Below are 20,497 nucleotides of genomic sequence, written 5' to 3' on the forward strand. Positions count from 1 at the left end.
TCGCTCCGTGGTCCGTGAACGCTCCCGGTCCGGGCCGATGGCGGCGTTACCGCCCGACGCCTCGACGGGTCCGGAGGCGAGCGCGAGAACCGTCCCGCTCGGACCGAAGCCAGTGTGCGATCCAATGAACTCGAAGAGTGTCTCGGGCGCCACGCATTTACTTGTGTGCGTTTCGTACAAAAATGTGCGGGTGACACTCGCATGGGTTTCCGAGGGCACGGCTCGCACTGAATGCGAGCAGAGGGCATTGGAACGTGTATTTGAGGAATTCTGCGAAACGATCTCTCGATCCTCAACGCGTTCGAGCCGGGGTGGGGATACGTAATCGACCCGCGGAAAGCTTAGAATTGTGAAATACCCACAATTACTAGGTGGAACACGCCGATACACTCGTCCGCGTCAAGCATGCCCCTGCGAGAACGAGCGAGGAGACTCACGGACCGAGTGCGATCGGCGGTGGCCGGTGAGCGAACGGTCCGATTGGTCGAGCGACTCCGACGGGTGCGCGGCGGCGACCCGTGGTTCGACAAACGAGGACTCGACACCGTTCGTCGGCGACCGGTCGACGACGAGACCATCGAGCGGCGACGACGGCGACAGCGGTATCTCGGCGTCGCCTTCGTCGGGCTGCTCGTAGCGGCGATCTGGTACCCCGTGCTCGCGGGAGTCGGCGTCGTCGGGTGTGCCACCGCGGCGGTCGGAGTGGGTGCCGTTCGGGGGCGGTTCTACTGTAACCACCTCTGTCCCCGGGGCGGGCTGCTCGACGGTTACGTTCGACTGTTCAGCCGCGGGAAGCGAACGCCGGACTGGTTCAATCACCCGCTGATCCGCGTCGTCGTGGCGGCGACGGCGTTCGGGCTTCTCGCGACGGGGATCCGCGCGGCGTGGCGACAGGGCGGATCGCTCGGCGTCCCGTTCCTGACCATGCTCGCCGTGAGCACGCTCGTCGCCGTCGGTCTCGGCGTCGTTTACCACCAGCGCGCCTGGTGTCAGGTCTGTCCGGCCGGAACGCTCTCACACGCCGTCCATCGGATCGCGGAAGCGCTGGGCCGCGACCCCGCACCGCGCGTCGAAGTCGACGCGGACGCGTGCGTGGACTGCGGCCGGTGTGGGACGGTGTGTCGTCAGGATATCAACCCGGGACAGTACGCCGACCGGGAGGTCACCGACCACGGCGACGTGTTCTCGTGGGGAGGCACTGAGGGTGCGACTCGCGAGGCCGACGGCGTCGTGGACCACGGGGACTGCCTCCAGTGTTCGGCCTGCGTCGAGGAGTGCCCCACGGACGCGCTGTCGTTCGACGCGGAGTAGGCGGACAGCGACTCGGTCGTGTACGGTGCGCTGAATCGAGCGTCACGGCCCCTCGTCGCCGACGCGATCGGCTCCACGGCGTCAACGAGGCGGCGGGAACCGCGGACAACACCGGTGTGACCGGACGAATAGTCAGTATTCTTAATAAATGGGTATTCTACACAATACTATTACGGCGGGCCGCGTACTTCCACGCGTACATGACCCAACTCGACATCGAACCGACGGACACCGTGGACTCGCGCGGGGCCGCCTGCCCCGGACCGCTGATGGACCTCATCGGGCAGGTCCGGTCGGCAGACGCCGGCGACGTGGTCCTCCTGTTGAGCGACAGCGATCGGTCGCTGACCGACGTGCCAGAGTGGGTCGACGAGACGGACAACGAGCTGATCGCCGTCGACGAGACGGGCGACGAGTACGGCTTCTACGTGGGGGTCTCGGGATGACGCGCGTCGCGATCCTCGGCGGCGGCACCGGCGGCGCGGTGCTCGCCAACGACCTCGCGGAGCGGCTCGGCGCGGAGATCGACGCCGGCGACGTTGAGGTGACGCTGATCAACGACGGCCCCGACCACGTGTACAAACCCGTCTGGCTGTACGTTCCCTTCGGACAGCGGGAGCCCGCGGACGGGCGACGGCCGCTCAGCGAACTCGTCGACGAGCGGGTAACCCTGACCGTCGACAGAGCGACCGCGATCGACACCGAGCGCAAGTCGCTGGCGCTCGCCGACGGCGACGCGCTCGAGTACGACTACCTCGTCGTCGCGACGGGCTCGACGCTGGCCGACGGGGAGATCCCCGGCCTCGCGGAGGGCGGTCACGACTACTACTCCGAGTCGGGTGCGCTGGCGCTCCGCGAGGAGCTGCTCTCGATGACGGAGGGACATCTCGTGCTTAGCGTCGTCGGAACGCCCCACATGTGTCCCGCCGCGCCGCTGGAGTTCGTCTTCATGGCCGACGACTGGTTCCGCGAGCGCGGGCTCCGGGACGCGATCGACATCACGTACACGTACCCGGTCCAGCGGGTCCACGGGAACCCCCACATCGCCGAGTGGGCGGCACCGCTCATGGAGGAACGCGACATCGACGTGGAGACGTTCTTCAACGCCGAGTCGGTCGACCCCGACGCGAAGGTCATCGGCTCGATGGAGGGCACCGAGATCGAGTACGACCTCCTCGCGGCGATCCCGCCCCACCGCGGCGTCGACGTCGTCGAGGAGGCCGGGCTCGGCGACCGCGGGTGGGTCGACGTGGACAAACACACGCTGGAGGCCGAGGCGGCCGACGACGTGTACGCCCTCGGAGACGCCGCGACGACCGGCGTGCCGAAGGCCGGAAGCGTCGCGCACTACCAGGCGGGCGTCGTGAGTCAACGGATAGCCAGCGAGATCCGCGGTCGCCCCGCGACGGCGACCTACGACGGCAAGACGCTGTGTTTCATCGAGACCGGGATGGACGCGGCGTCGTTCGTCGAGTTCGACTACGAGAGTCCGCCGTCGCCGGCGCCGCCCTCGGAGAAGCTCCACTGGTCGAAGCTGGCGTACAACGAGTCCTACTGGCTCACCGCACGGGGGCTGCTCTGACCATGACGCGGGACACGGCCTCCGAGCAGGTCGCCCTCGAGGCGGCCATCGAGCGGAATCCCGAGGCGGTCGCGCAGTTCGTGGAGCGCCTCGACGCGGTCAACGAGCTGTTGGACGTGCTCGCCCTCGGCGAGAGCGCGCTGGACGACGAGATGGTTCGCGAGCTCTCCGCGACCGGGTCGACGCTCGCCGAGTCCGCGGACGGGCTCGCGACCGACGAGACGGTCGCGCTCGCGGAGACGGTCGGCGAGAACGGCGACGAGCTACGGGAGGCCCTAGAGACGGTGCTCGCGCTCCAGCGGAGCGGGACGCTCGACGAACTGGCCGAGGTCGCGGAGGTCGGGTCGCTGGCCGCCGCCGCGCTCGACGACGAGATGGTCAGGTCGCTGGCCGCCACCGGTTCGTCGCTCGGGGAGGTCGCACAGACCGCCGCGGACGACGACACCCGCGACGGCATCGAGACGCTGCTCCGGGGCCTCGGCGACGCGGAGCGCGCGTCGCCCGAGCCGCTCGGCGCCGTCGGGCTGGTGCGCGGACTGCGCGACCCAGACGTTCAGCACGGGCTCGGCTACCTGCTGACGCTGGCGGCCGCGATCGGCGCGGAGCGGAGCGAGGACGCGTCGGACGCCGACTGAGTCGGCCGACCGGAGCACCCGTTCCGGCGGTCGCCGTCGCTGGGCGTTCGGTGTCGGGGCGGCTGTCGCTTTTACTGTCAGAAGGGGGAACAGCGGTGACCGTCGGCGGCGGAGCGAACCCCCGACGGTCGCGGTCGGCGTCGCGTTCGAGCGCGTTCGAGCGCGTCTGAGCGCGTTCGACCGACGACGCTCAGACGAGCAGTTGGATGTCGGCGTCGGCCATGTCCTGAAGCGCCGTCGCGGCGCCGACGCCGGTGGTGACGCCGTCGTAGAAGTCGTTCTCGTCGTAGTCCATGAGCTCGATGGTCATCTGGCAGGCCTGGAACTCGACGCCCATGTCGAGGCTCGTCTCGAGAAGTTCCTCGACGGTCGCGGTGTCGTTGTCCGCGATGCGTCGCTCCATCATCTTCGTCGTCACGCGGTCCATGCCGGGGAGCGCCGCGACCGCGTTCGGGACCGGCATGTTGGGGTTGCCGACGGAGCTGAGCTTGAGGTTCTTCGAGCGCTCCTCGTGGAGGATATCCAACCCCCAGAACGTGTGGAAGACGGTCACCTCGTAGCCGAACGCGGCGGCGGTGCTGGCGAGGATGAGCGGCGGGTACGCCATGTCGAGCGTCCCCTTCGTCGCGATGATGCTCATCTTCTTGCCGTCCTCGCCCGTGGCGTCGGCGAGCGCCGCCTCGAGTTCGTCGACGCGCGCGGCCAGTTCCGCGCGCGAGGGCGCGTCGTCGGGCGCGGCGCCGTCGGACGGGGCGTCGGATGTGTCCGTGCTCATCGTTACTCCGTCTTGCGCACGTAGTGTTTGTACACGTCGTCGCCCGCTTCCTGACCGACGAGTTCGACACCCGCGGTGCCGGCCGCCCATCCGTCGATGTCGCTCATGCTGCCGGAATCGGTCGCCAGCACTTCGAGGACGTCGCCGACCGCGAGGTCGTCGATGGCTCCCTTCGTCTTCACAACAGGCATGGGGCACGATGCGCCTTTCACGTCGAGCGTCTCCGCGATGTCGTATTCAGCACTCATTGGTTATCTGCTCCGGTGGTCTGTATTGGAGCTAACGCACAATACCCGATGCCGAAGTAAAAGATTGTCGGTTCTTGTGTTTATCACAAACTACTCTCAGACCGAACCCAGCCATAGACCCGATTAAAGTCTTGTTTTCTGGGTCCTTCTAGTATGAAGCGTTTCTTCAGCGACCATAGTATTGCTTAGTAAAGGAAATACTATGAAAATGCTTTTGTGCGTCAGGCCGGTAGGTGTGGTTGTCCGATATGAACGCTGACGACTTCCCGACTCCCGACGTCTCCGTGGCGTCGGTCGAGCCGGAGACGCTGAAGGACCGAATCGACGCCGGTGACGACGTGACGCTCCTCGACACGCGGATGCGTTCCGATTACGAGGAGTGGCGCATCGACGGTGAGAACGTCACGTCGATCAACGTCCCGTACTTCGAGTTCCTCGAAGACGAGATCGACGACGACGTCCTCGACCGGGTTCCCGACGACCGCGAGGTGACAGTCCTGTGCGCGAAGGGCGGCGCCAGCGAGTACGTCGCGGGCACGCTCGCGGAGCGCGGGTACGACGTCGATCACCTCGAAGACGGGATGAACGGCTGGGCGAGCATCTACGAGACCGTCGAGGTCACCGAGTACGACGGCGCCGGTACGCTCGTACAGTACCAGCGCCCCTCGTCGGGCTGTCTCGGCTACCTCCTCTACGACGACGGCGAGGCCGCGATCATCGACCCGCTGCGGGCGTTCACCGACCGCTACCTCGCGGACGCCGCGGACCTCGGCGTCGAGTTACGGTACGCGCTGGACACCCACATCCACGCGGACCACATCTCGGGTATCCGTGACCTCGACGAGGAGGGCGTCGAAGGCGTCATCCCCGCGGCCGCCGTCGACCGCGGCGTCACGTACGCCGACGATCTGACGACCGCGGAGGACGGGACCGAGTTCCGCGTGGGCGACGCCACCATCGAGGCCGTCCACACGCCGGGCCACACCACGGGAATGACCTCCTACCTCGTCGACGGGAGCCTGCTCGCGACCGGTGACGGGCTGTTCATCGAGAGCGTCGCCCGCCCCGACCTCGAGGAGGGTGACGAGGGGGCGCCCGACGCGGCCCGCATGCTCTACGAGTCCCTCCAAGAGCGCGTGTTGACGCTGCCCGACGACACGCTGATCGGGGGCGCACACTTCAGCGACGCCGCGGAGCCGGCCGCCGACGGGACCTACACCGCGCCCGTGGGCCGGCTCGTCGCGGAGATGGACGCGCTCACGATGGACGAGGACGATTTCGTCGACCTGATCCTCTCGGATATGCCGCCCCGACCGGCCAACTACGAGGACATCATCGCGACGAACCTCGGCCAACACGCCGTCGACGACGAGGAGGCGTTCACCCTCGAACTCGGCCCGAACAACTGCGCGGCGAGCCAGGACTCGCTCGCGGGTGACTGACGCCGCCAATGGTGACTGATCCAGTCCCGCTCCAGATGGCCGCCGAGTTGTTCCCCAACGGGATCAGTCGCTACGCCATCGGCGGGCTTCTCGTCGGGCTCGGCACCGTCGTCGTCTACCTCGGAACGGGTATCCCGGCCGGGGCGAGCACGTTCCTCGAGTCGACGCTGTCGTACGTCTCCGGGCAGTCGCGGTTCCAACAGTACGTCGCCTCGCGGGACTGGCGAGTCGTGTTCACGGCCGGCATCGTGCTCGGCGGCCTGGCCTTCGCCGCGACGTTCCAGTCCGGGCTGGTATCGAGTACGCTGTACGAGCCCGGAGCCACCGGACAGCTGTACGACGTCGCGGGCGTGACGCTGTGGCGGACCGACGTCCAGCCGTGGCGGCTGTTCTTCGGCGGCATCCTCGTCGGTATCGGTACCCGGGTCGGCAAGGGGTGTACGTCCGGACACGGCGTCTGCGGCGTCGGATCGGCGTCGAAGACGTCGCTCGTCGGCGTGGTGACGTTCCTGGCCGTGGCCATCGGAACGGCACAGGTCGTCGCCGCGCTGGGGGTGAGCCCGTAATGGCGGACCGACATCCCCTGTTCAAGCCGCTGGTCTTCGTCGGCGGCCTGATATTCGGGTTCGGTCTCGGATTCAGCCACATGGCGCGCCCGGAGGTCGTGTTGAACTTCCTGCAGTTCGACGACCTCGGGCTGCCGTTCGTCATGTTCGGTGGCGCTATCGTCTCCGGGCTCGCCTTCGCGCTGCTCCCGCGGATTCGGGACGCCGCGCCGCTCACCGGCAGGCCCTACGAGCGGCGGCTGAAGCCGTTCGACCGGAACGTCCTCGTCGGCGGCGCCGTCTTCGGCGTCGGGTGGGGGCTCTCCGGGATCTGTCCGGGCGCGGCGTACGCCAGCCTCGGCGTCGGTAACGTCACGATCCTGTGGGCGCTCGCCGGGATGTTCCTCGGCGCGTACGCCCAAGGCTACTGGCGCAGCCGCAGTCCGGCCTCGGACGCCGCGCCGACGGGCGCCGACTGACGCCCGTTTCAGATGGACCTCGCTTTCACCGCCCTCTTCGTCGCCGCGGCGCTCGCCAGCCTGTTCATGGCGTGGGTGATCGGCGCCGGGTCGAGCGGCGCGACCCCGTTCGCGCCCGCGGTCGGGGCGAACGCCATCGGAACGATGCGAGCCGCCCTCCTGGTCGGCGTCTTCGGGTTCGTCGGCGCCGTCACGCAGGGCGGAAACGTCTCGGAAGCCGTCGGGAGCGGGCTCGTCGGCGGAATGACCATGCCCGTCGCCGGCGTCATCCTCGTGTTGGTGTTGGGCGCCGGCCTGATGGCGGTCGGCATCCTCACGGGGTATCCGATCGCGACCGCGTTCACCGTGACCGGCGCCGTCATCGGCGTCGGACTCGCCCTCGGCGGAACGCCGGTCTGGGCGAAGTACCAGCAGATCGCGACCGTCTGGGTGTTGACGCCGTTCGTCGGCGGCGGGATCGCCTACGCCATCGCGAGCGTGCTCCCGCGGCCCGACGTGCCCGAGCGGTACAGCGTCCCCGTCCTCGTCGGTCTCGTGGCCGTCGTCCTCGTGAACGTCCAGTTCAGCTTTCTCGGCGCGGGAGGCGCCACGGGGACCGCGAGCGGCGTTACACAGCGGCTGCTGGCGGTCGAGGGCCCCGCCGCGGCCGTCGCGGTCACCGGCGTCGCGGCGGTGGGCGTCGCCGCCGCGGTCCGGTGGGACGTCGGTCGCGACCGACGGGGGGGACTCCGTCACGTGCTGCTCGCTCTCGGGTCGCTCGTCGCGTTCTCCGCGGGCGGCAGCCAGGTCGGGCTCGCGGTCGGACCGCTGATTCCGCTCCTCGAGTCGGTCGAGACGGTGTCGCTGGTCGCCGTCCTCGTCGGCGGCGGCGTCGGGATGCTCGCGGGGTCGTGGATGGGTGCCCCCCGGATGATCAAGTCGCTCGCACAAGACTACTCGTCGCTCGGCCCCCGACGCGCCATCTCCGCGCTCGTCCCCTCGTTCCTGATCGCGCAGTTGGCCGTCCTGTTGGGGGTCCCCGTCTCGTTCAACGAGATCGTCGTGAGCGCGATCATCGGGAGCGGCGCGGCGGTCGGCGGGCGCGAGGCGGTAGACCCCGAGAAGATTCTCCTGACTGCGGGGGCGTGGGCGGGGTCGTTCGCCCTCTCGTTCGGACTCGCGTACGGCGCGAGCGCGCTGGTGTTGTAGCGGCGAGCGGGTGGCGCCGCCGTGCGGCTGTCTTCTCTGCGGACCGCCTGCGTCGATCAGAGACGTACAGCGACCGGGTTCCGGAGCCGCCGGCGGGCGATACGTTCGCCATAAGTTACGGATACTCCGGCCGAGGTTACCCGAATATAGTATTGTGCGATAAACCCAAAACCGTTATAGGCACGAGGCGGGTAGGAGTTCTTGAGCAGAAATGTGCCAACAACGAATTTCCGCGGTCGGACATCGGAGTGAGAGTCGATGGCAGGACTAGAGATTCCCACCTGGGATCCGCAGACGGCCTTGCTCATCGGGACGATCCTGCTGGAAGCGATCGTGTTGTACGCGGGGTACGGCGGACTCGAACGGCTCGTCGGCGGGCCGCTGATGCGACTCGTAGTCGGAGGTGAACCGGATGCTCAGTAGTCTGCTCGGCGGCGCGGGATTCCTCGGGACGAGCCCCGAGATGCTGGCGTTGTTCGTCGGGTTCGGCCTCGTCGTGGGAGTCCTGTTCGGGTTCTTCGGCATGGGCGGGTCGTTCCTCGTGACGCCCGCGCTGTTGATGCTGGACTACCCGGCGCCCGTCGCGGTCGGCAGCGGGATGGCGTTCGTCTTCGGAACGGCGGTCATCGCGACGCTGAAACACCACGACCTCGGGCAGGTCGACTACAAACTCGGCGCGATCATGATAACCGGAACGACCATCGGCATCGAGGTCGGTCGCGCCAGCGTCTACTACCTCGAGTCGCTGGGACTGGCCGGCGGCGTCATCAGCGTGGCCTACGTCGTGCTGCTCGGCGGCGTCGGGGCCATGGTGACCCGTGACGCCCTGCGCGGTGACGGCGGGGGCGGCGTCGACCACGAGGCGGCCGACAAGGACCTCAGCGAGTACGAGATACCCGAGGTCGCGAAGACGATCCAACGGACCGTCCGCGTTCCCCCGATGGTGACGCTCCGCGGCGACGTCCGCGTTTCGGCGTGGGTGATCACCGCCGTCGCCTTCGCGACCGGCGTCCTGTCCGGCTTCCTCGGCGTCGGCGGCGGGTTCATTCGGATGCCGGCGATGATCTACGCGATCGGCGTGCCGGTGCCCGTCGCGGTCGGCACGGACCTCTTCGAGATCGTCTTCTCCGGCGGCATCGGGAGCTATCTCTACGGACAGGGCGGCGGCGTGAATCTCGGGATCGTCGTCCCGCTGCTGTTCGGGAGCGCGCTCGGCGCGCGCGTCGGGTCCGCGGCGACCGCCATCGTCGACGCGGACGGGATCAAGGTCTACTTCGGCGGGATGCTCCTGATCGGCGCCGTCGCGGTCGGGATCGGTGAGGTCGGTTCGTTCCTCGGTAACCCCACGCTCGAACTGGTCGGACTGGTCCTCGTCATCGGGGCGGCGGTCGTCGTCGCCGCCGCGATCCTCTACACGACGGTCACCTCCCTCCGACAGACGCGTCGGCAGACGGTCACGGCCGCGGACTGAGCCGTTCGAACGTAGTCTGCGTCGGAGTTCGGTTCGGCCGTCCGCCGCGGCGACCTCTCGGCGGACGAACGGCTCGCAGCCGACCGTTCCCCCCGGTTTCTGCGCCCTCAGCAAAATTGTGCGATATGTACAAAAGTCTTTTATTCGCCCGGGGCATACGTTCTGTCGATACCGATGCCAGACTCGATGGCCGAACAGCTCCGTCAAGACATGGAGTGTGAGGGGCTACTGGAGTGTTTCCACGGGCTCAAAGACCTCGACCGGGAGTGTTTCCAGGCGCTCGTCGAGGCGGAAGAACCGCTGACGGTCGACGAACTCACGGAGCACGTAGACCGGGAGCGCTCGACCGCGTACCGCGCCGTCCAGCGCCTGCTCCAGACGGGGATCATCGAGAAAGAGCAGATCAACTACGACCAGGGCGGCTACTACCACGTCTACTCGCCGAGCGACTCGGCGGAGATCACCGACGACATGCAGCGGCTACTCAACGACTGGTACGCGAAGATGGGCCAGCTCATCGGCGAGTTCGAGAGCAAGTACGAGCAGTCCGAGACCGCGGCCCCCGCCGCCGAAAACTGACGGTACTCCGCGGCAGCCGGTGGTCGCTGCGCGGCCGCCGCGCCGGCTCGACGCGCGCCGGTTCGGCGCACCTCGATCGCCCTCGCCAGCCGACGATCGGCGAGGCGATCACCGGAGAGGTTCCGACAGCCGGCCGCGACGTGGGACATCACAAAGGAACCGCTTAGTACCCACGATAAACGGTCTAACTATTCCTGCTGCCGTTTTAAACGGTCGCTGTCGAGCGTAAATCGACCCGAACGAACCACAGAGCCGGTGAATCCGAGTGAAGACGCGTCAACGCTCTCACCGTTATATGCCCCTGTCCGTGTTGGTCGCAAGTACGAACGCCCCATGTCATCCAGCACGTCCTCCACGCGACTGCCGACGCCAGCCCGACACGGGACCGCCATCGCCGCCGCGTGCGGTCGCCGCGCGGCCGCCGGCGTTCGGGCCGTCGCGTTCTGGGCGGCGGTCGCGCTGCCGCTCGCGTACGTCCCCGCGGCCTACGGTGTCGCACCCTTCGAGGCGGCGGGCAGTCCGCTCGTCCTCGTCGCAGTCCACGTCGCGTGTTTCCTGCTCGGCCACGGCCACGCCGCTCCCGAGAACTCCGACTGAACGCCATGAGCACCGACACAACCACGACCGACGACCGAGAGCCCGAGTCGACCAGCACGAAAGCCAGCCGCCTCGCGTCGTTCCTGCGCGAGGAGGCCGCCGGCGGCGAGGCCTACGTCAAGGCGAAGTTCATCGCCGACGACGTCGACCTCTCGCCGAAGGAGATCGGGGCGCTCCTCGTCCAGCTTCAAGGCTCCGTCCAGGACATCGAGATCGAGCAGTGGTCGTACACGGGCGCGACGACGTGGCGTATCTCGTCGGCGTAGCGGGACGGTCGTCGGGTCGGCTTTGCTTCGACGGGGCGGTGTCGGGAGACCTCCGCGACCGTCCTGGGAGACCTCCGCGACCGTCCTGGGAGACCTCCGCGACCGTCCCGGGAGACACCTCTCGGTTCAGAGCAGAGAGCCCGTCGGAAACGCCAGAACCGGCGGTCAGTCGGAGACGCGGAACGTTCGCGTGGTGTCTCTGTCGCCGCGGACGACGCCGACTTCCTCGAGACCGAGCGAGGTGAAGATCTCGCTCCAGTCGCGGTAGTACAGGGGCGTGTCGTCGTCGACGTAGTTGACGTCCGGGTCGGGGTCAGGCGGTTCCTGGACCGGCCTCTCGATCTCCGCGGTGACGAGGACGGTGTCGGTGACCCGAGCGATTTCCGCGAAGACCCACTCGACGTCGGGATGGAGGTGTTGAAGCGTTTCGACCGAGTAGACCGCGTCGAACTGTCCGGTGTCGAACGATTCGATGCGGTCCTCTATCGGAGCGCAGTGAAAGGTCCCGTCCGCGGCGAGTTCGGGGTACGTCTCCCGCATCGTGTCGAACGCGCCGGCGTCGATGTCGATCCCGGTGAGGTCCTCGAAGCCGTGGTCGGCGAGGTGTTTGAGGTGACGGCCGGAGCCGCAGCCGAGTTCGAGCACGCTCGCGTCGGGGCCGACGCACGTGCCGAGGCCCTCGCGAACGAGCGCACTCGTCTCGTCGGGGCCGTAATGTGAGTAGTACGCCGGGGAGTATCTGCCCGCCCGGTCTGTCCACGCGTCTCGGACGGTATCGGGGTCCACGTGTGTCGACTTCGTGAGAGATATAAAACGTCGTTGAAGGGTCCCCAGCGGAAACGACCGGAAGATCGTGACGTGTTACCGTATTGTACGTTCACGAATGCACTTAATTGGCCACCACCCGCACGATCGTCCATGACAGAAGAAGGGTACGACTTCGTCGTGGTCGGCGCCGGGTCCGCGGGCTGTGTGCTCGCGAACAGACTCACACAGGATCCGGAGACGTCCGTGCTGCTGCTCGAGGCGGGCGAGCCCGACGACGAGCGGAACATCCGGATCCCGGCGGCGTTCCCGGAGCTTTTCAAGACCGAGACGGACTGGGAGTACTACACCGAGCCGCAGGAGCACTGCGACGGCCGAGAGCTCTACTGGCCCCGCGGGAAGACGCTCGGCGGCTGCTCGTCGAACAACGCGATGATCTACGTCCGCGGCCACCGGTCCGACTACGACCACTGGGCCGACCTGGGGAACGACGGGTGGGAGTACGACTCGATGCTGGAGTACTTCAAGCGGGCGGAGACGTTCGAACCGTCGGTCGCGGAGTACCACGGGACCGACGGTCCGCTCAACGTCGCCGATCAGACCTCGCCGCGACCGGCCTCCGAGGCGTTCGTCCGCGCCGCCGTCGAGGCCGGCTACGACCGGAACGACGACTTCAACGGCGCAGAACAGGAGGGCGTCGGCATGTACCACGTCACCCAGAAGGACGGGGAGCGCCACAGCGCGGCCGACGCGTACCTCAAGCCCGTCCTCGACCGCCCGAACCTCACCGCCGAGACGGGCGCACAGGTGACCGAGGTGACCATCGAGGACGGTCGCGCGACCGGCGTCGAGTACCGACAGGACGGCCGGACCCGCGTCGCCGGCGCGAGCGGCGAAGTGATCCTCAGCGCCGGCGCCGTCAACTCGCCGCACCTGCTCATGCTCTCGGGGATCGGCGACCCGGCGCACCTCTCGGAGCACGGCATCGACGTGACGGTCGACGCGCCCGGCGTCGGTCGGAACCTCCAGGACCACCTGTTCGTGTTCACCGTCTACGAGACGGGGAACGACGTGAGCACGCTCGACGACGCCGGCGGGCTCTTAGACATTCTCAACTGGTTCGTGTTCAAGCGAGGCAGACTCACCTCCAACGTCGGCGAGGCGGGCGGCTTCGTGCGGACTGACGAGGAGCAGTCGCGGCCGGACCTCCAGTTCCATTTCGCGCCCTCGTACTTCATGGAGCACGGACTCGCGAACCCCGCCGACGGGAGGGGTTTGTCGATCGGTGCGACGCAGCTCCGGCCGGAGAGCCGCGGCCGCGTCACGCTCGCGTCGGACGACCCGTTCGACGCGCCGCGGATCGATCCGAACTACCTCGCCGAGAGCGAGGACGTCGCGACCCTCGTCGAGGGGGTGAAACGCGCCCGCGAGATCGCCGCACAGGAGCCGCTCTCGGAGTACGTCGGAGACGAGGTGTGGCCGGGCGAGGACGCCCGGTCAGACGCGGCGATCGCGGAACACGTCCGCGAGAAGTGCCACACGGTGTATCACCCCATCGGCACGTGTAAGATGGGCGACGACGAGGCGGCCGTCGTGGACGACAGGCTCCGCGTCCACGGCGTCGAGGGACTGCGCGTCGCGGACGCCAGCGTGATGCCGACGCTCGTCGGCGGCAACACGAACGCGCCGACGATCGCGATCGCCGAGCGAGCGGCGGACCTGATCCGTGACGATCGGGCGGCGCCCGCAGAAGGGCCGGTCGCGGCGACCACCGACTGACGCGGCGCCGCCGCGCGCGTCGCCGACGGTCTCACCTCTCTCGCGACGCCCACACGTCGCGGTCCGCGTCGCCGCGGTCGACGATGGCCACGTCGCACTGAATGTCCTGGATGCGCTCGAAGGTCGGCGGGGAGACGAGCCGCGAGGCCGCGGACCGGTCCCCGCTCGACCCCATCAGGACGAGGTCGTAGGTGTCCGCGTTCGCGCTGAGGAACGCCGTTACCTCCGACCGCGCGACGCGCGTCTCGACCGGCCCCGCCGCGGTCTCGACGAGGTTCGCCAGCTTCGTCTCGGCCTGTCTGCGGTCGGACTCGGCGTCGATACAGGTACAGACGCTCACCCCGCCGCTCTCGCCGGCCAGTCGCTCGGCGAAGTCGATCATCGCGTGCGCCGAGTCGCCGGGGCGGGCGACCAAGACGAGGACGCGCCGCCAGGTGTCGACGCCGTTCGTCGACCGGAACGCGACGGCGTCGAGGGGGCCGGCGAAAACGCCCCGGGTGAACGACGAGAGGAGGCCGTCTTCGGTTTCGTACGGCGTCACGAGCAGGTCCGAGTTCGTCGCGCGGGCGGTCTCGACGGCGACCCGCGTCGGATCGCCGTCGGCCGCGACGACCACCTCGCAGGGCACGTCGAACCGCTCCCGGATGTCCGCGGCGTGGCGTTCGAGTCGCTCGGCCGCCGTCGCCGCCGCCCGGTCCGTGACCGCCTCCTCGAAGTCGCCGTCGAACGACGTGCGCACCGACTCCGGCAGGTCCTCCGGCGTCGCGGCGTCGTGGTCGGCGAGCACCGCGCGCTCTGCGGCCGCCATCTCCGCGTCGTCGACGACGTCGAGGAGGACGACCTTCCCGGCGTCGTGGGCCGCCGCGAGCCGCGCCCCGAAGAACGCGGTCGCCTCGCTCGTCTCCCCGCGCATCGGCACCAGCACGTGGTCGTCGGCCTGCGTCGTCCCGTAGAGGTAGCGGGCGCGCTCCTCGTAGAACCACGTGCGCCAGACGGCGAACGCGCCCGCGACGAGGCCGCCGGAGACCGCGACGCCCACGACGTAGGCCGCCGCCGGATCGACAGCGGTGCCGAACACGAGCACCGCGTCGCCGCGCGCGCTCACCAGGACCAAGAGCGCCGTCGAGAAGGCGGCCGGCTCTTCGACGTCGGCGAGCCACGTCAGGCCGCCACAGAGCATGATCGACAGACCGGCGCTGAGCGGACTGATCGCGGTGGCCGAGACGCCGCCGACGCCGAGCAGCGAGAGTTCCAGCGCGACCCACCCCGCGAGTGCTCCCACCACGAGGCCGCCGACGAACGTCCGCGGCGAGGAGTACTTCCCCTGCGGGTCGGCAAAGAGCGTGTAGGTCCCCGACGCCAGCGGCGGGAAGAGGAGAAAAGAGAGGTCAGTCAGGTTCGTTATCTGGGTGACGAAGGCGATGAGCACCGGCACGAGCAACAGCGTCGTCAAGTGAAGGAGATTGGTCGTGTCCGCGGTCCACTGCCGGAGCTCCGCGAGCTCCCGCCGTTCGATCCGACGCGCCCGTAGGCGAGCGGCGGCGAGTTTCGCTCGCACCCTGTCCAGCATTACTCCCCCTTCGCCCGTGGCGGTCAAGAGCGTGGCGGAGCGTCCGCCGCGGACGCTGAGGTGGCGGCGGTGTCGAGAACGGAGCTCGCCTTACACATCGCCGCCGAAAACGGAGTCCGGATCGGCGCGCATCCGCGACACGATGTCCGCAGAGAGCTCGTCAGGCGACAGCCGTTCGAGTGCTCGCTGGAGTTCCCGTTCTTCGGGGAGGGCGTAAATCTGGCAGCTGACTGCCTCTTCAGACGTTTGAACGACGGTATCGAAGACGAACGCGTACTCCTGTTCGGTCGCGAGGTCGACCATTATCGGGTCGACGAGCGCCGACGCGAAGTCGTGGACGAACTCCGGCGGGGTGTGTTGGTTGGAGGTGCCGAGCACGTTCGCCCAGCCGTCGACGAACCCGCTGATCATGACGTTACAGATCTCTTCGATCGCACTCCGATGCATCGATCCGAAGGATCCACCGACGGGACCGGTGCCCATGGCCTCCGCGACCGTCTTGGCGGACGGTTCGTCGAAGAGGACCAGCACGTATCCGCTCGGCAGCCCGGTGAGTTCGACCGCGACGCCCACTTGCCGGTCGTCGCCGAGTTTCGCGGAGAGGTGCTCGACCCTGAGAAATCTCATCCGGCTGATGTCGACCGTCGTGTCGATGCCGGTCATCATGGTGATGTTGTCGCCGGCCGTCGCTCCGCCCACGGCGGCCATCCGGCTGAAGAGCTGTAGCTTATCCAACGGAACCGGGGTCGACCGGTCGGTGAACTCCTCGACGAGAGCGGACTCGAACGACTCCCGCTCCAAGAAGGAGTACGCCGACGTCTCGACGGCCAAGGCCGACGTCTCGAAGACGCTGGTGACCGTCGTAACCTGCCCGGGCGTTCCGTCCGACGGCGTTCGCTCCGGGAGTATCTCCGTCCCGCTCCCGGTGAGACACGTCGGGGGGTCCTGATCGATGGTGCGTCGCAGGCGGTCGGCCCAGCCGTCGATGAAGCCGCTCAACAGTATGTTCCCGACTTCGGTCAGTCGCGGCTCCACGTTCGTCTCGGCGTCCGTGTCTCCGGGGAGGCTCTTCACGAGCGTCCTCGCGCCGGCGCGGTTGAACACGAGCAGCGCAGTACCGGTGATGCCGCCTGAGAACTCGGTCGCGACCCCGATCAAGTCCTCGTTTCGAAAGTCGGCGACGATGTCGCTTTGACGGAGCAGGTCGATGCTCGTCGCTTCGACGGCCGGCTCGACGCCCGTCAGTTGACCGAGCGCGCGAGCCGCTCGTTCCGATCCCTCGTGAGCGAGCCGATTGAACCGTCCGAGCGCGTCGACCTCCACTCTCATCGGGTTCGTTCGGACCGGACCGCGGTCTGTCGGGGGGTAGCTGGCTGTGAACGACTAGGATCGCCTGACCGAGCGGCCGCGTTCGAACGGACGCCAGTGCGCCGTTCACGACCGGGCGGATCTCCCTGATTCATGTATCGGGCCACTGTAAGTGTGAATTCAAAGACGTGTCAAAAACGTATCCCCTCCAAGTATTGCTGTTGAGAATTATCCCGGAGATTGTCTCGGGTTTCGCCACGGTCGTGCGCAGTCGGGCGGCGCCGCGAGCGTGGCGTTCGCGAGGGGGGTCGTTCACGCCGAGTCGGTCTGCCAACCGATGAACTGCTCGAATGCGTACGTGAACCCGAGGAAGGCGGCGGCGAACACGAACCAGCGGAATACGTCGAACGCGCCCGTGAACGCGAGGACGTTGAAGATGTACGATAACGATCCGCCGATAAACGCGGCCGTGTAGAGGTTGCGTCGGAGGGACATAGAGAGCGTTCGGCGGAGTTCGGCTTAGTTCTGATCCCAATCACGTCCGTCGGTCGACCACAGACCGATCCGGTCGACTACCCTCATCCGTCCGGACGGACTGGTCCGTTCGTCCGGTTCTCGGACGTTTCGACCGGCGATCGAGCGTGTTCCGGTGTGAGTCACTGCTGTTCGGCACCGAGCGAGTACCTCTGCGGATGCGTCACCGCGTCCGGTCACTGAGCGGCTCACGACGAACGGATCGGTTCCGCCCGGTCGCCGCGAAAGCGGCCCGTTCATGTCTGTACGCCGGTTATGTGGTCGATTCGGGGGCCGCGGGATCGGCGATACGGGTTTATCACCGGGGGATCTACCGGGAGTCATGACACAACGATCCCTCCCGGTTCGCGCGCTGTGGTTCGTGTTCGTCGGCTGGTGGGTAACGCCGATCGTCGTCAACACCGCGTGGCTGCTCAACGTCACCGTCGTCCTGCTCCCGGTCGGGATCAAGCTGATCAACCTCGTCCCGACGGTACTCACCCTCGCGGAGCCGCGGTCGCTTTCCGAGCCCGATTCGGCGCGAGGACAGCGCTCGCTCGCCGTCCGGGCGGTCTACTTCGTCTTCGTCGGCTGGTGGCTGAGCCTGCTGTGGGCGAACGTGGCGTCGTTCCTCGCGATCACCGTCGTGGGGCTCCCGGTCGCGGTCTGGATGCTCAACCGGCTGCCGTACGTCACGTCGCTGTACCGGTTCCACGGGTGACGCCGACGGTCGATACCAGGCCGGCGAGCTCGGATCGCTACGCGGGACAGAACTCGCGGACGGCGTCCGCCGAAACGGTCACGTTCCCGTTGCCGACGGTCACCGGGCCACCGGTGACGGCAGCCAAGAAGTCGCGAAGCCCCTCCAGATACGCCGACGGTCGGTCCTCTCGGATGACCATCGTTCGCTTGCCGGCGAACGCCGTCGCTCGGTGGTCGAGGTAGATCCGGGCGAACGACGCCCGTGCCGACTCCGGCACGTCCCACGCGACGGACGGGAAGGCGTCGAGGCCCACCTTCTCGCCCGTCGGGGCACCCATCGCGACGAGACACCGACCGAGGACCGAGCCGTCACACTCCGGTACCACCTCGGTCGCACGGCCGTCGTCGTCGGCCCGGCGGACGGCCGTCTCGACGCCGACTCGGTCGAAGACCGCTCGGACGTCGTCGGTCTCGAGGCGCCGCCCCACGGTCACCGACGGGACGTACGTCTGGGTCTTGATACTGCCACCGGCGAGGACGTGCGCGAGGAGGTCGACGAGCGCGGCCGCGGTCTCGCCTGCCGGGTCGGGATCGAGCCAGCCGTGGTTGAGGCCGGTCTGAATGCCGCGGACCGGGTCGGGCATGCCGCCCTTTAGCCACCCGCGCACGCGACTCGGCGGGAGGTCGAGCGTGTTCCCGACGCGAGTGCGACCGTGGGCCGGGTGCTCGGCCGCGTACTCCCGAACGCGTCGGTAGTCGAGGACCTTCTCCCATGGGTCCGGGTACTCCCGGTCGCTGTACGTCCGGGCGAGGGCTGGGGCCGTGGGGCTCATACCTTGAGTAATGGACACTTACAGCTTGAACGTGCCGGACTAATTTTCACGAGTGAGAGGTGGGCCATCAAGTATTTATACAGGATCTGCCTACCCTTCAGTAGCCAGCGACCCGAGAGACGTGACCCGCGACTAATCCGGGATCGCGCTCATCGGACCCTGCTGGGTTCAACTATGAAACCAGGCAACCTATTCAACAACGATGACCGCGGTGTGAGTCCGGTAATCGGAGTCATACTGATGGTCGCAATCACCGTCATTCTGGCCGCCGTCATCGGGACGTTCGTGCTCGGACTCGGTGATCAGATCGGTGGATCGGCCACGGCCGGCGTGACTGTCGATGGGGATGGAACAGGAAGTGCTACTGTAACGCTCACTAATACTGGAACGGCTGAAAGTGTTGATATTGTGAATTCAACCACTGGTGACCGGGTTTCGTCTTACACGGGGACTCTTCCGATAAACAGCACTGGGGCTAGCGTCACGGTCAGCTCTCAAGGGGATTACAACGTGATCGCAACTGGGCCGAACGGAGAGGAATCGGTTCTCCGTTCGTTCAACGTAACCACGCCGTAGTCGATCAGCCCCGGCGGCTGACTATCTTATTAAGCGGAACCCTCTTTTCATAGAGTTCTATCTCCCTTGTTAAGCGAGATTAAAACCATGTCACCGCCGCCGACTCTGGATTGCTGTTCGGTACCGTAAGCCAACCACTTAAATATTGAACTGCTGGATCGTCACCGGATCGATCTCGTCGCAAGCCTCGCAGATGTTCTCCTGTGGATGGATCAGATGCGCGAGCGGGGCGTCGATCACCACGCTCATCGGAGAATCGTCGTCGGGACTTTTCGCCGAGACCCCGGTCCCGTTCTCAAGTTGGAACTCGCGTTCGTCGGTGACGTTGATTCTGGCTTGACAGATCATTCATACACATTGAATGTACTGCGGTCGCTCGCCGCGCCGGAGTGACTGAACCGCACTCTGTTGAAGTATGTCCGACGGATCGGCCGCAATCCGACGATTCCCACTCGCAACACGACGGATTTCAGGGAACGCTAGTCACGGACGCGGGCGAGGAACTGTTTCTGTGCGACACAAACGTTCTTGCGAACTGATTAGAGTAATTATTCCCTTTTATTCTGATATAAAATCACGTTCGAAGCTATTCGAAAGACGATTGTGGCGAATCTCGGGTTGTCTTTCTCGCTATTTGCTATAAAAGCTCATAAGCGGCCGGTTTTTCGAGGTTTGTCGATACAAGTTTGGGTGGACGCAGGTCCGATCGGGATCGCCGAGAGCTGCGCGCGCGCAACGTAGAATATACAGACTCTCAGGCCTACTTGTCTGTTTTAAACGCTTTTAAGCAGTTTACGCTCATTTTTCAGACGAGGCCGTTCGCTCGACGAACGGTCGATCCGTGTGTCTACAGTGAAATAAGTCGGAAAGTCTAGTAATAGTAAAATCTGATAAGATAGCTCCTATACGATGCGGAACGAGTCACGTGAGAGAGGTCGACGGCGCTCTCGGTTCGAGGGTCGGGCACGAAGGTCGAACCGGCGCTGGGGCTCGGCCACAGCTTCAAAATAACAACGTTACGTTTGTTATGGTACGTAGATCGGTGCGCGGTCAACAATCGACGACCGGTCGCCCGCGGGTCCGGCGCTGTGACCGAACGAGCGGGGAAACCTGCCGTGAAAGATATTTGTTCGGCCGCTACATACTGATCTAATAATAGTCAATTTAGATATCTTTTGAGCCTCGTGTGAATTAAAAGTCGGTTCAAGACGGCTCTGAAACACTTTTATAGGTTATTACGCGTTCTAATCTATTTATCAACTTTTATTTCTGTATTCGGGTACACAGCTCGCTACTTCACGTACGTATTCGAACATATCTGTCGTGTCGTGCG

24 protein-coding genes are annotated in these 20,497 nt (G+C 66.5%); 16 read left to right on the plus strand and 8 right to left on the minus strand.

Annotated elements, in window-relative coordinates:
- Nucleotides 1-456 precede the first annotated feature (456 nt).
- The 4 genes from ABDZ89_RS01840 to ABDZ89_RS01855 all read left to right on the plus strand — a co-directional run bounded on the left by ABDZ89_RS01840 (nt 457) and on the right by ABDZ89_RS01855 (nt 3,528).
- Nucleotides 457-1,311: a 4Fe-4S binding protein gene (locus ABDZ89_RS01840; protein ID WP_343776121.1), complete on the plus strand. Its 855-nt coding sequence runs from the start codon at nt 457-459 to the stop codon at nt 1,309-1,311.
- A 200-nt stretch (nt 1,312-1,511) separates the two neighbouring features.
- A complete protein-coding gene (locus ABDZ89_RS01845) occupies nt 1,512-1,757 on the plus strand; it encodes a sulfurtransferase TusA family protein (RefSeq protein WP_343776123.1) in 246 nt (81 codons plus the stop codon).
- Nucleotides 1,754-2,893, plus strand: coding sequence for an NAD(P)/FAD-dependent oxidoreductase (locus ABDZ89_RS01850; RefSeq protein ID WP_343776125.1), 1,140 nt, complete (start codon nt 1,754-1,756; stop codon nt 2,891-2,893). The genes ABDZ89_RS01845 and ABDZ89_RS01850 overlap by 4 nt, the downstream gene beginning before the upstream one ends.
- Nucleotides 2,894-2,895: 2 nt before the next feature.
- Entirely contained in the window at nt 2,896-3,528 is a 633-nt protein-coding gene (locus ABDZ89_RS01855; RefSeq protein WP_343776126.1) for a helical membrane plugin domain-containing protein, read from the plus strand.
- A gap of 190 nt (nt 3,529-3,718) precedes the next feature.
- Here the strand turns inward: ABDZ89_RS01855 and ABDZ89_RS01860 are convergent, their stop codons facing one another.
- Entirely contained in the window at nt 3,719-4,303 is a 585-nt protein-coding gene (locus ABDZ89_RS01860; RefSeq protein ID WP_343776128.1) for a DsrE/DsrF/DrsH-like family protein, read from the minus strand.
- 2 nt (nt 4,304-4,305) lie between these two features.
- Nucleotides 4,306-4,551, minus strand: coding sequence for a sulfurtransferase TusA family protein (locus tag ABDZ89_RS01865; protein ID WP_343776130.1), 246 nt, complete (start codon nt 4,549-4,551; stop codon nt 4,306-4,308).
- 248 nt (nt 4,552-4,799) lie between these two features.
- Between ABDZ89_RS01865 and ABDZ89_RS01870 the strand changes: the two genes are divergently transcribed.
- From ABDZ89_RS01870 to ABDZ89_RS01910, 9 genes are all read left to right on the plus strand, one after another.
- Nucleotides 4,800-5,993: an MBL fold metallo-hydrolase gene (locus ABDZ89_RS01870; protein ID WP_343776131.1), complete on the plus strand. Its 1,194-nt coding sequence runs from the start codon at nt 4,800-4,802 to the stop codon at nt 5,991-5,993.
- Between the two features lie 8 nt (nt 5,994-6,001).
- Nucleotides 6,002-6,559 carry a YeeE/YedE family protein gene (locus tag ABDZ89_RS01875; protein ID WP_343776133.1) on the plus strand — a complete coding sequence of 186 codons (558 nt, stop codon included), beginning with the start codon at nt 6,002-6,004 and terminating at the stop codon, nt 6,557-6,559.
- A complete protein-coding gene (locus ABDZ89_RS01880) occupies nt 6,559-7,017 on the plus strand; it encodes a YeeE/YedE family protein (RefSeq protein WP_343776135.1) in 459 nt (152 codons plus the stop codon). Before ABDZ89_RS01875 ends, ABDZ89_RS01880 begins: the two co-directional genes overlap by 1 nt.
- 12 nt (nt 7,018-7,029) lie before the next feature.
- On the plus strand, nt 7,030-8,205 hold the full coding sequence (locus ABDZ89_RS01885; protein ID WP_343776136.1) for an inorganic phosphate transporter: 1,176 nt from the start codon (nt 7,030-7,032) through the stop codon (nt 8,203-8,205).
- A 258-nt stretch (nt 8,206-8,463) separates the two neighbouring features.
- A complete protein-coding gene (locus ABDZ89_RS01890; protein WP_343776138.1) occupies nt 8,464-8,628 on the plus strand; it encodes a DUF7512 family protein in 165 nt (54 codons plus the stop codon).
- Nucleotides 8,618-9,676, plus strand: a complete 1,059-nt coding sequence (locus ABDZ89_RS01895) for a sulfite exporter TauE/SafE family protein (RefSeq protein ID WP_343776139.1) — start codon at nt 8,618-8,620, stop codon at nt 9,674-9,676. The genes ABDZ89_RS01890 and ABDZ89_RS01895 overlap by 11 nt, the downstream gene beginning before the upstream one ends.
- Nucleotides 9,677-9,850: 174 nt before the next feature.
- Nucleotides 9,851-10,255 carry a helix-turn-helix domain-containing protein gene (locus tag ABDZ89_RS01900; RefSeq protein ID WP_343776140.1) on the plus strand — a complete coding sequence of 135 codons (405 nt, stop codon included), beginning with the start codon at nt 9,851-9,853 and terminating at the stop codon, nt 10,253-10,255.
- Between the two features lie 333 nt (nt 10,256-10,588).
- Nucleotides 10,589-10,852 (plus strand): DUF8028 family protein, encoded by a 264-nt coding sequence (locus ABDZ89_RS01905; RefSeq protein WP_343776142.1) that lies wholly within the window; start codon nt 10,589-10,591, stop codon nt 10,850-10,852.
- A gap of 5 nt (nt 10,853-10,857) precedes the next feature.
- Nucleotides 10,858-11,118 carry a DUF7123 family protein gene (locus ABDZ89_RS01910; RefSeq protein WP_343776144.1) on the plus strand — a complete coding sequence of 87 codons (261 nt, stop codon included), beginning with the start codon at nt 10,858-10,860 and terminating at the stop codon, nt 11,116-11,118.
- A 165-nt stretch (nt 11,119-11,283) separates the two neighbouring features.
- Here the strand turns inward: ABDZ89_RS01910 and ABDZ89_RS01915 are convergent, their stop codons facing one another.
- Complete coding sequence (locus tag ABDZ89_RS01915; RefSeq protein ID WP_343776146.1) at nt 11,284-11,904, minus strand: class I SAM-dependent methyltransferase; 621 nt, start codon at nt 11,902-11,904, stop codon at nt 11,284-11,286.
- Nucleotides 11,905-12,036: 132 nt separating this feature from the next.
- Here ABDZ89_RS01915 and ABDZ89_RS01920 point away from each other — a divergent pair, with 132 nt between their 5' ends.
- Nucleotides 12,037-13,662 (plus strand): GMC family oxidoreductase, encoded by a 1,626-nt coding sequence (locus tag ABDZ89_RS01920; RefSeq protein ID WP_343776148.1) that lies wholly within the window; start codon nt 12,037-12,039, stop codon nt 13,660-13,662.
- Nucleotides 13,663-13,693: 31 nt separating this feature from the next.
- Here ABDZ89_RS01920 and ABDZ89_RS01925 read toward each other — a convergent pair whose 3' ends face one another.
- From ABDZ89_RS01925 to ABDZ89_RS01935, 3 genes are all read right to left on the minus strand, one after another.
- Complete coding sequence (locus tag ABDZ89_RS01925) at nt 13,694-15,232, minus strand: universal stress protein (RefSeq protein WP_343776150.1); 1,539 nt, start codon at nt 15,230-15,232, stop codon at nt 13,694-13,696.
- A gap of 90 nt (nt 15,233-15,322) precedes the next feature.
- The gene (locus tag ABDZ89_RS01930; protein ID WP_343776152.1) at nt 15,323-16,561 is read right to left on the minus strand and encodes a chemotaxis protein CheC; all 1,239 of its coding nucleotides are present in this window, start codon (nt 16,559-16,561) and stop codon (nt 15,323-15,325) included.
- Between the two features lie 291 nt (nt 16,562-16,852).
- A complete protein-coding gene (locus ABDZ89_RS01935; RefSeq protein ID WP_343776154.1) occupies nt 16,853-17,035 on the minus strand; it encodes a hypothetical protein in 183 nt (60 codons plus the stop codon).
- A gap of 361 nt (nt 17,036-17,396) precedes the next feature.
- Here ABDZ89_RS01935 and ABDZ89_RS01940 point away from each other — a divergent pair, with 361 nt between their 5' ends.
- Nucleotides 17,397-17,774, plus strand: coding sequence for a YccF domain-containing protein (locus ABDZ89_RS01940; protein ID WP_343776156.1), 378 nt, complete (start codon nt 17,397-17,399; stop codon nt 17,772-17,774).
- Nucleotides 17,775-17,811: 37 nt separating this feature from the next.
- Here the strand turns inward: ABDZ89_RS01940 and ABDZ89_RS01945 are convergent, their stop codons facing one another.
- Complete coding sequence (locus ABDZ89_RS01945) at nt 17,812-18,588, minus strand: hypothetical protein (protein ID WP_343776158.1); 777 nt, start codon at nt 18,586-18,588, stop codon at nt 17,812-17,814.
- A gap of 240 nt (nt 18,589-18,828) precedes the next feature.
- On the opposite strand from ABDZ89_RS01945, the gene ABDZ89_RS01950 reads away from it, so the two are divergent.
- Nucleotides 18,829-19,164, plus strand: a complete 336-nt coding sequence (locus ABDZ89_RS01950) for a type IV pilin domain-containing protein (RefSeq protein ID WP_371152136.1) — start codon at nt 18,829-18,831, stop codon at nt 19,162-19,164.
- A 138-nt stretch (nt 19,165-19,302) separates the two neighbouring features.
- Here the strand turns inward: ABDZ89_RS01950 and ABDZ89_RS01955 are convergent, their stop codons facing one another.
- Nucleotides 19,303-19,512, minus strand: coding sequence for a DUF7386 family protein (locus ABDZ89_RS01955; protein ID WP_343776162.1), 210 nt, complete (start codon nt 19,510-19,512; stop codon nt 19,303-19,305).
- Between the last annotated feature and the right edge of the window lie 985 nt (nt 19,513-20,497).

The sequence above is a fragment of the Halorubrum ejinorense genome (assembly GCF_039522565.1).
Classification (GTDB): domain Archaea; phylum Halobacteriota; class Halobacteria; order Halobacteriales; family Haloferacaceae; genus Halorubrum; species Halorubrum ejinorense.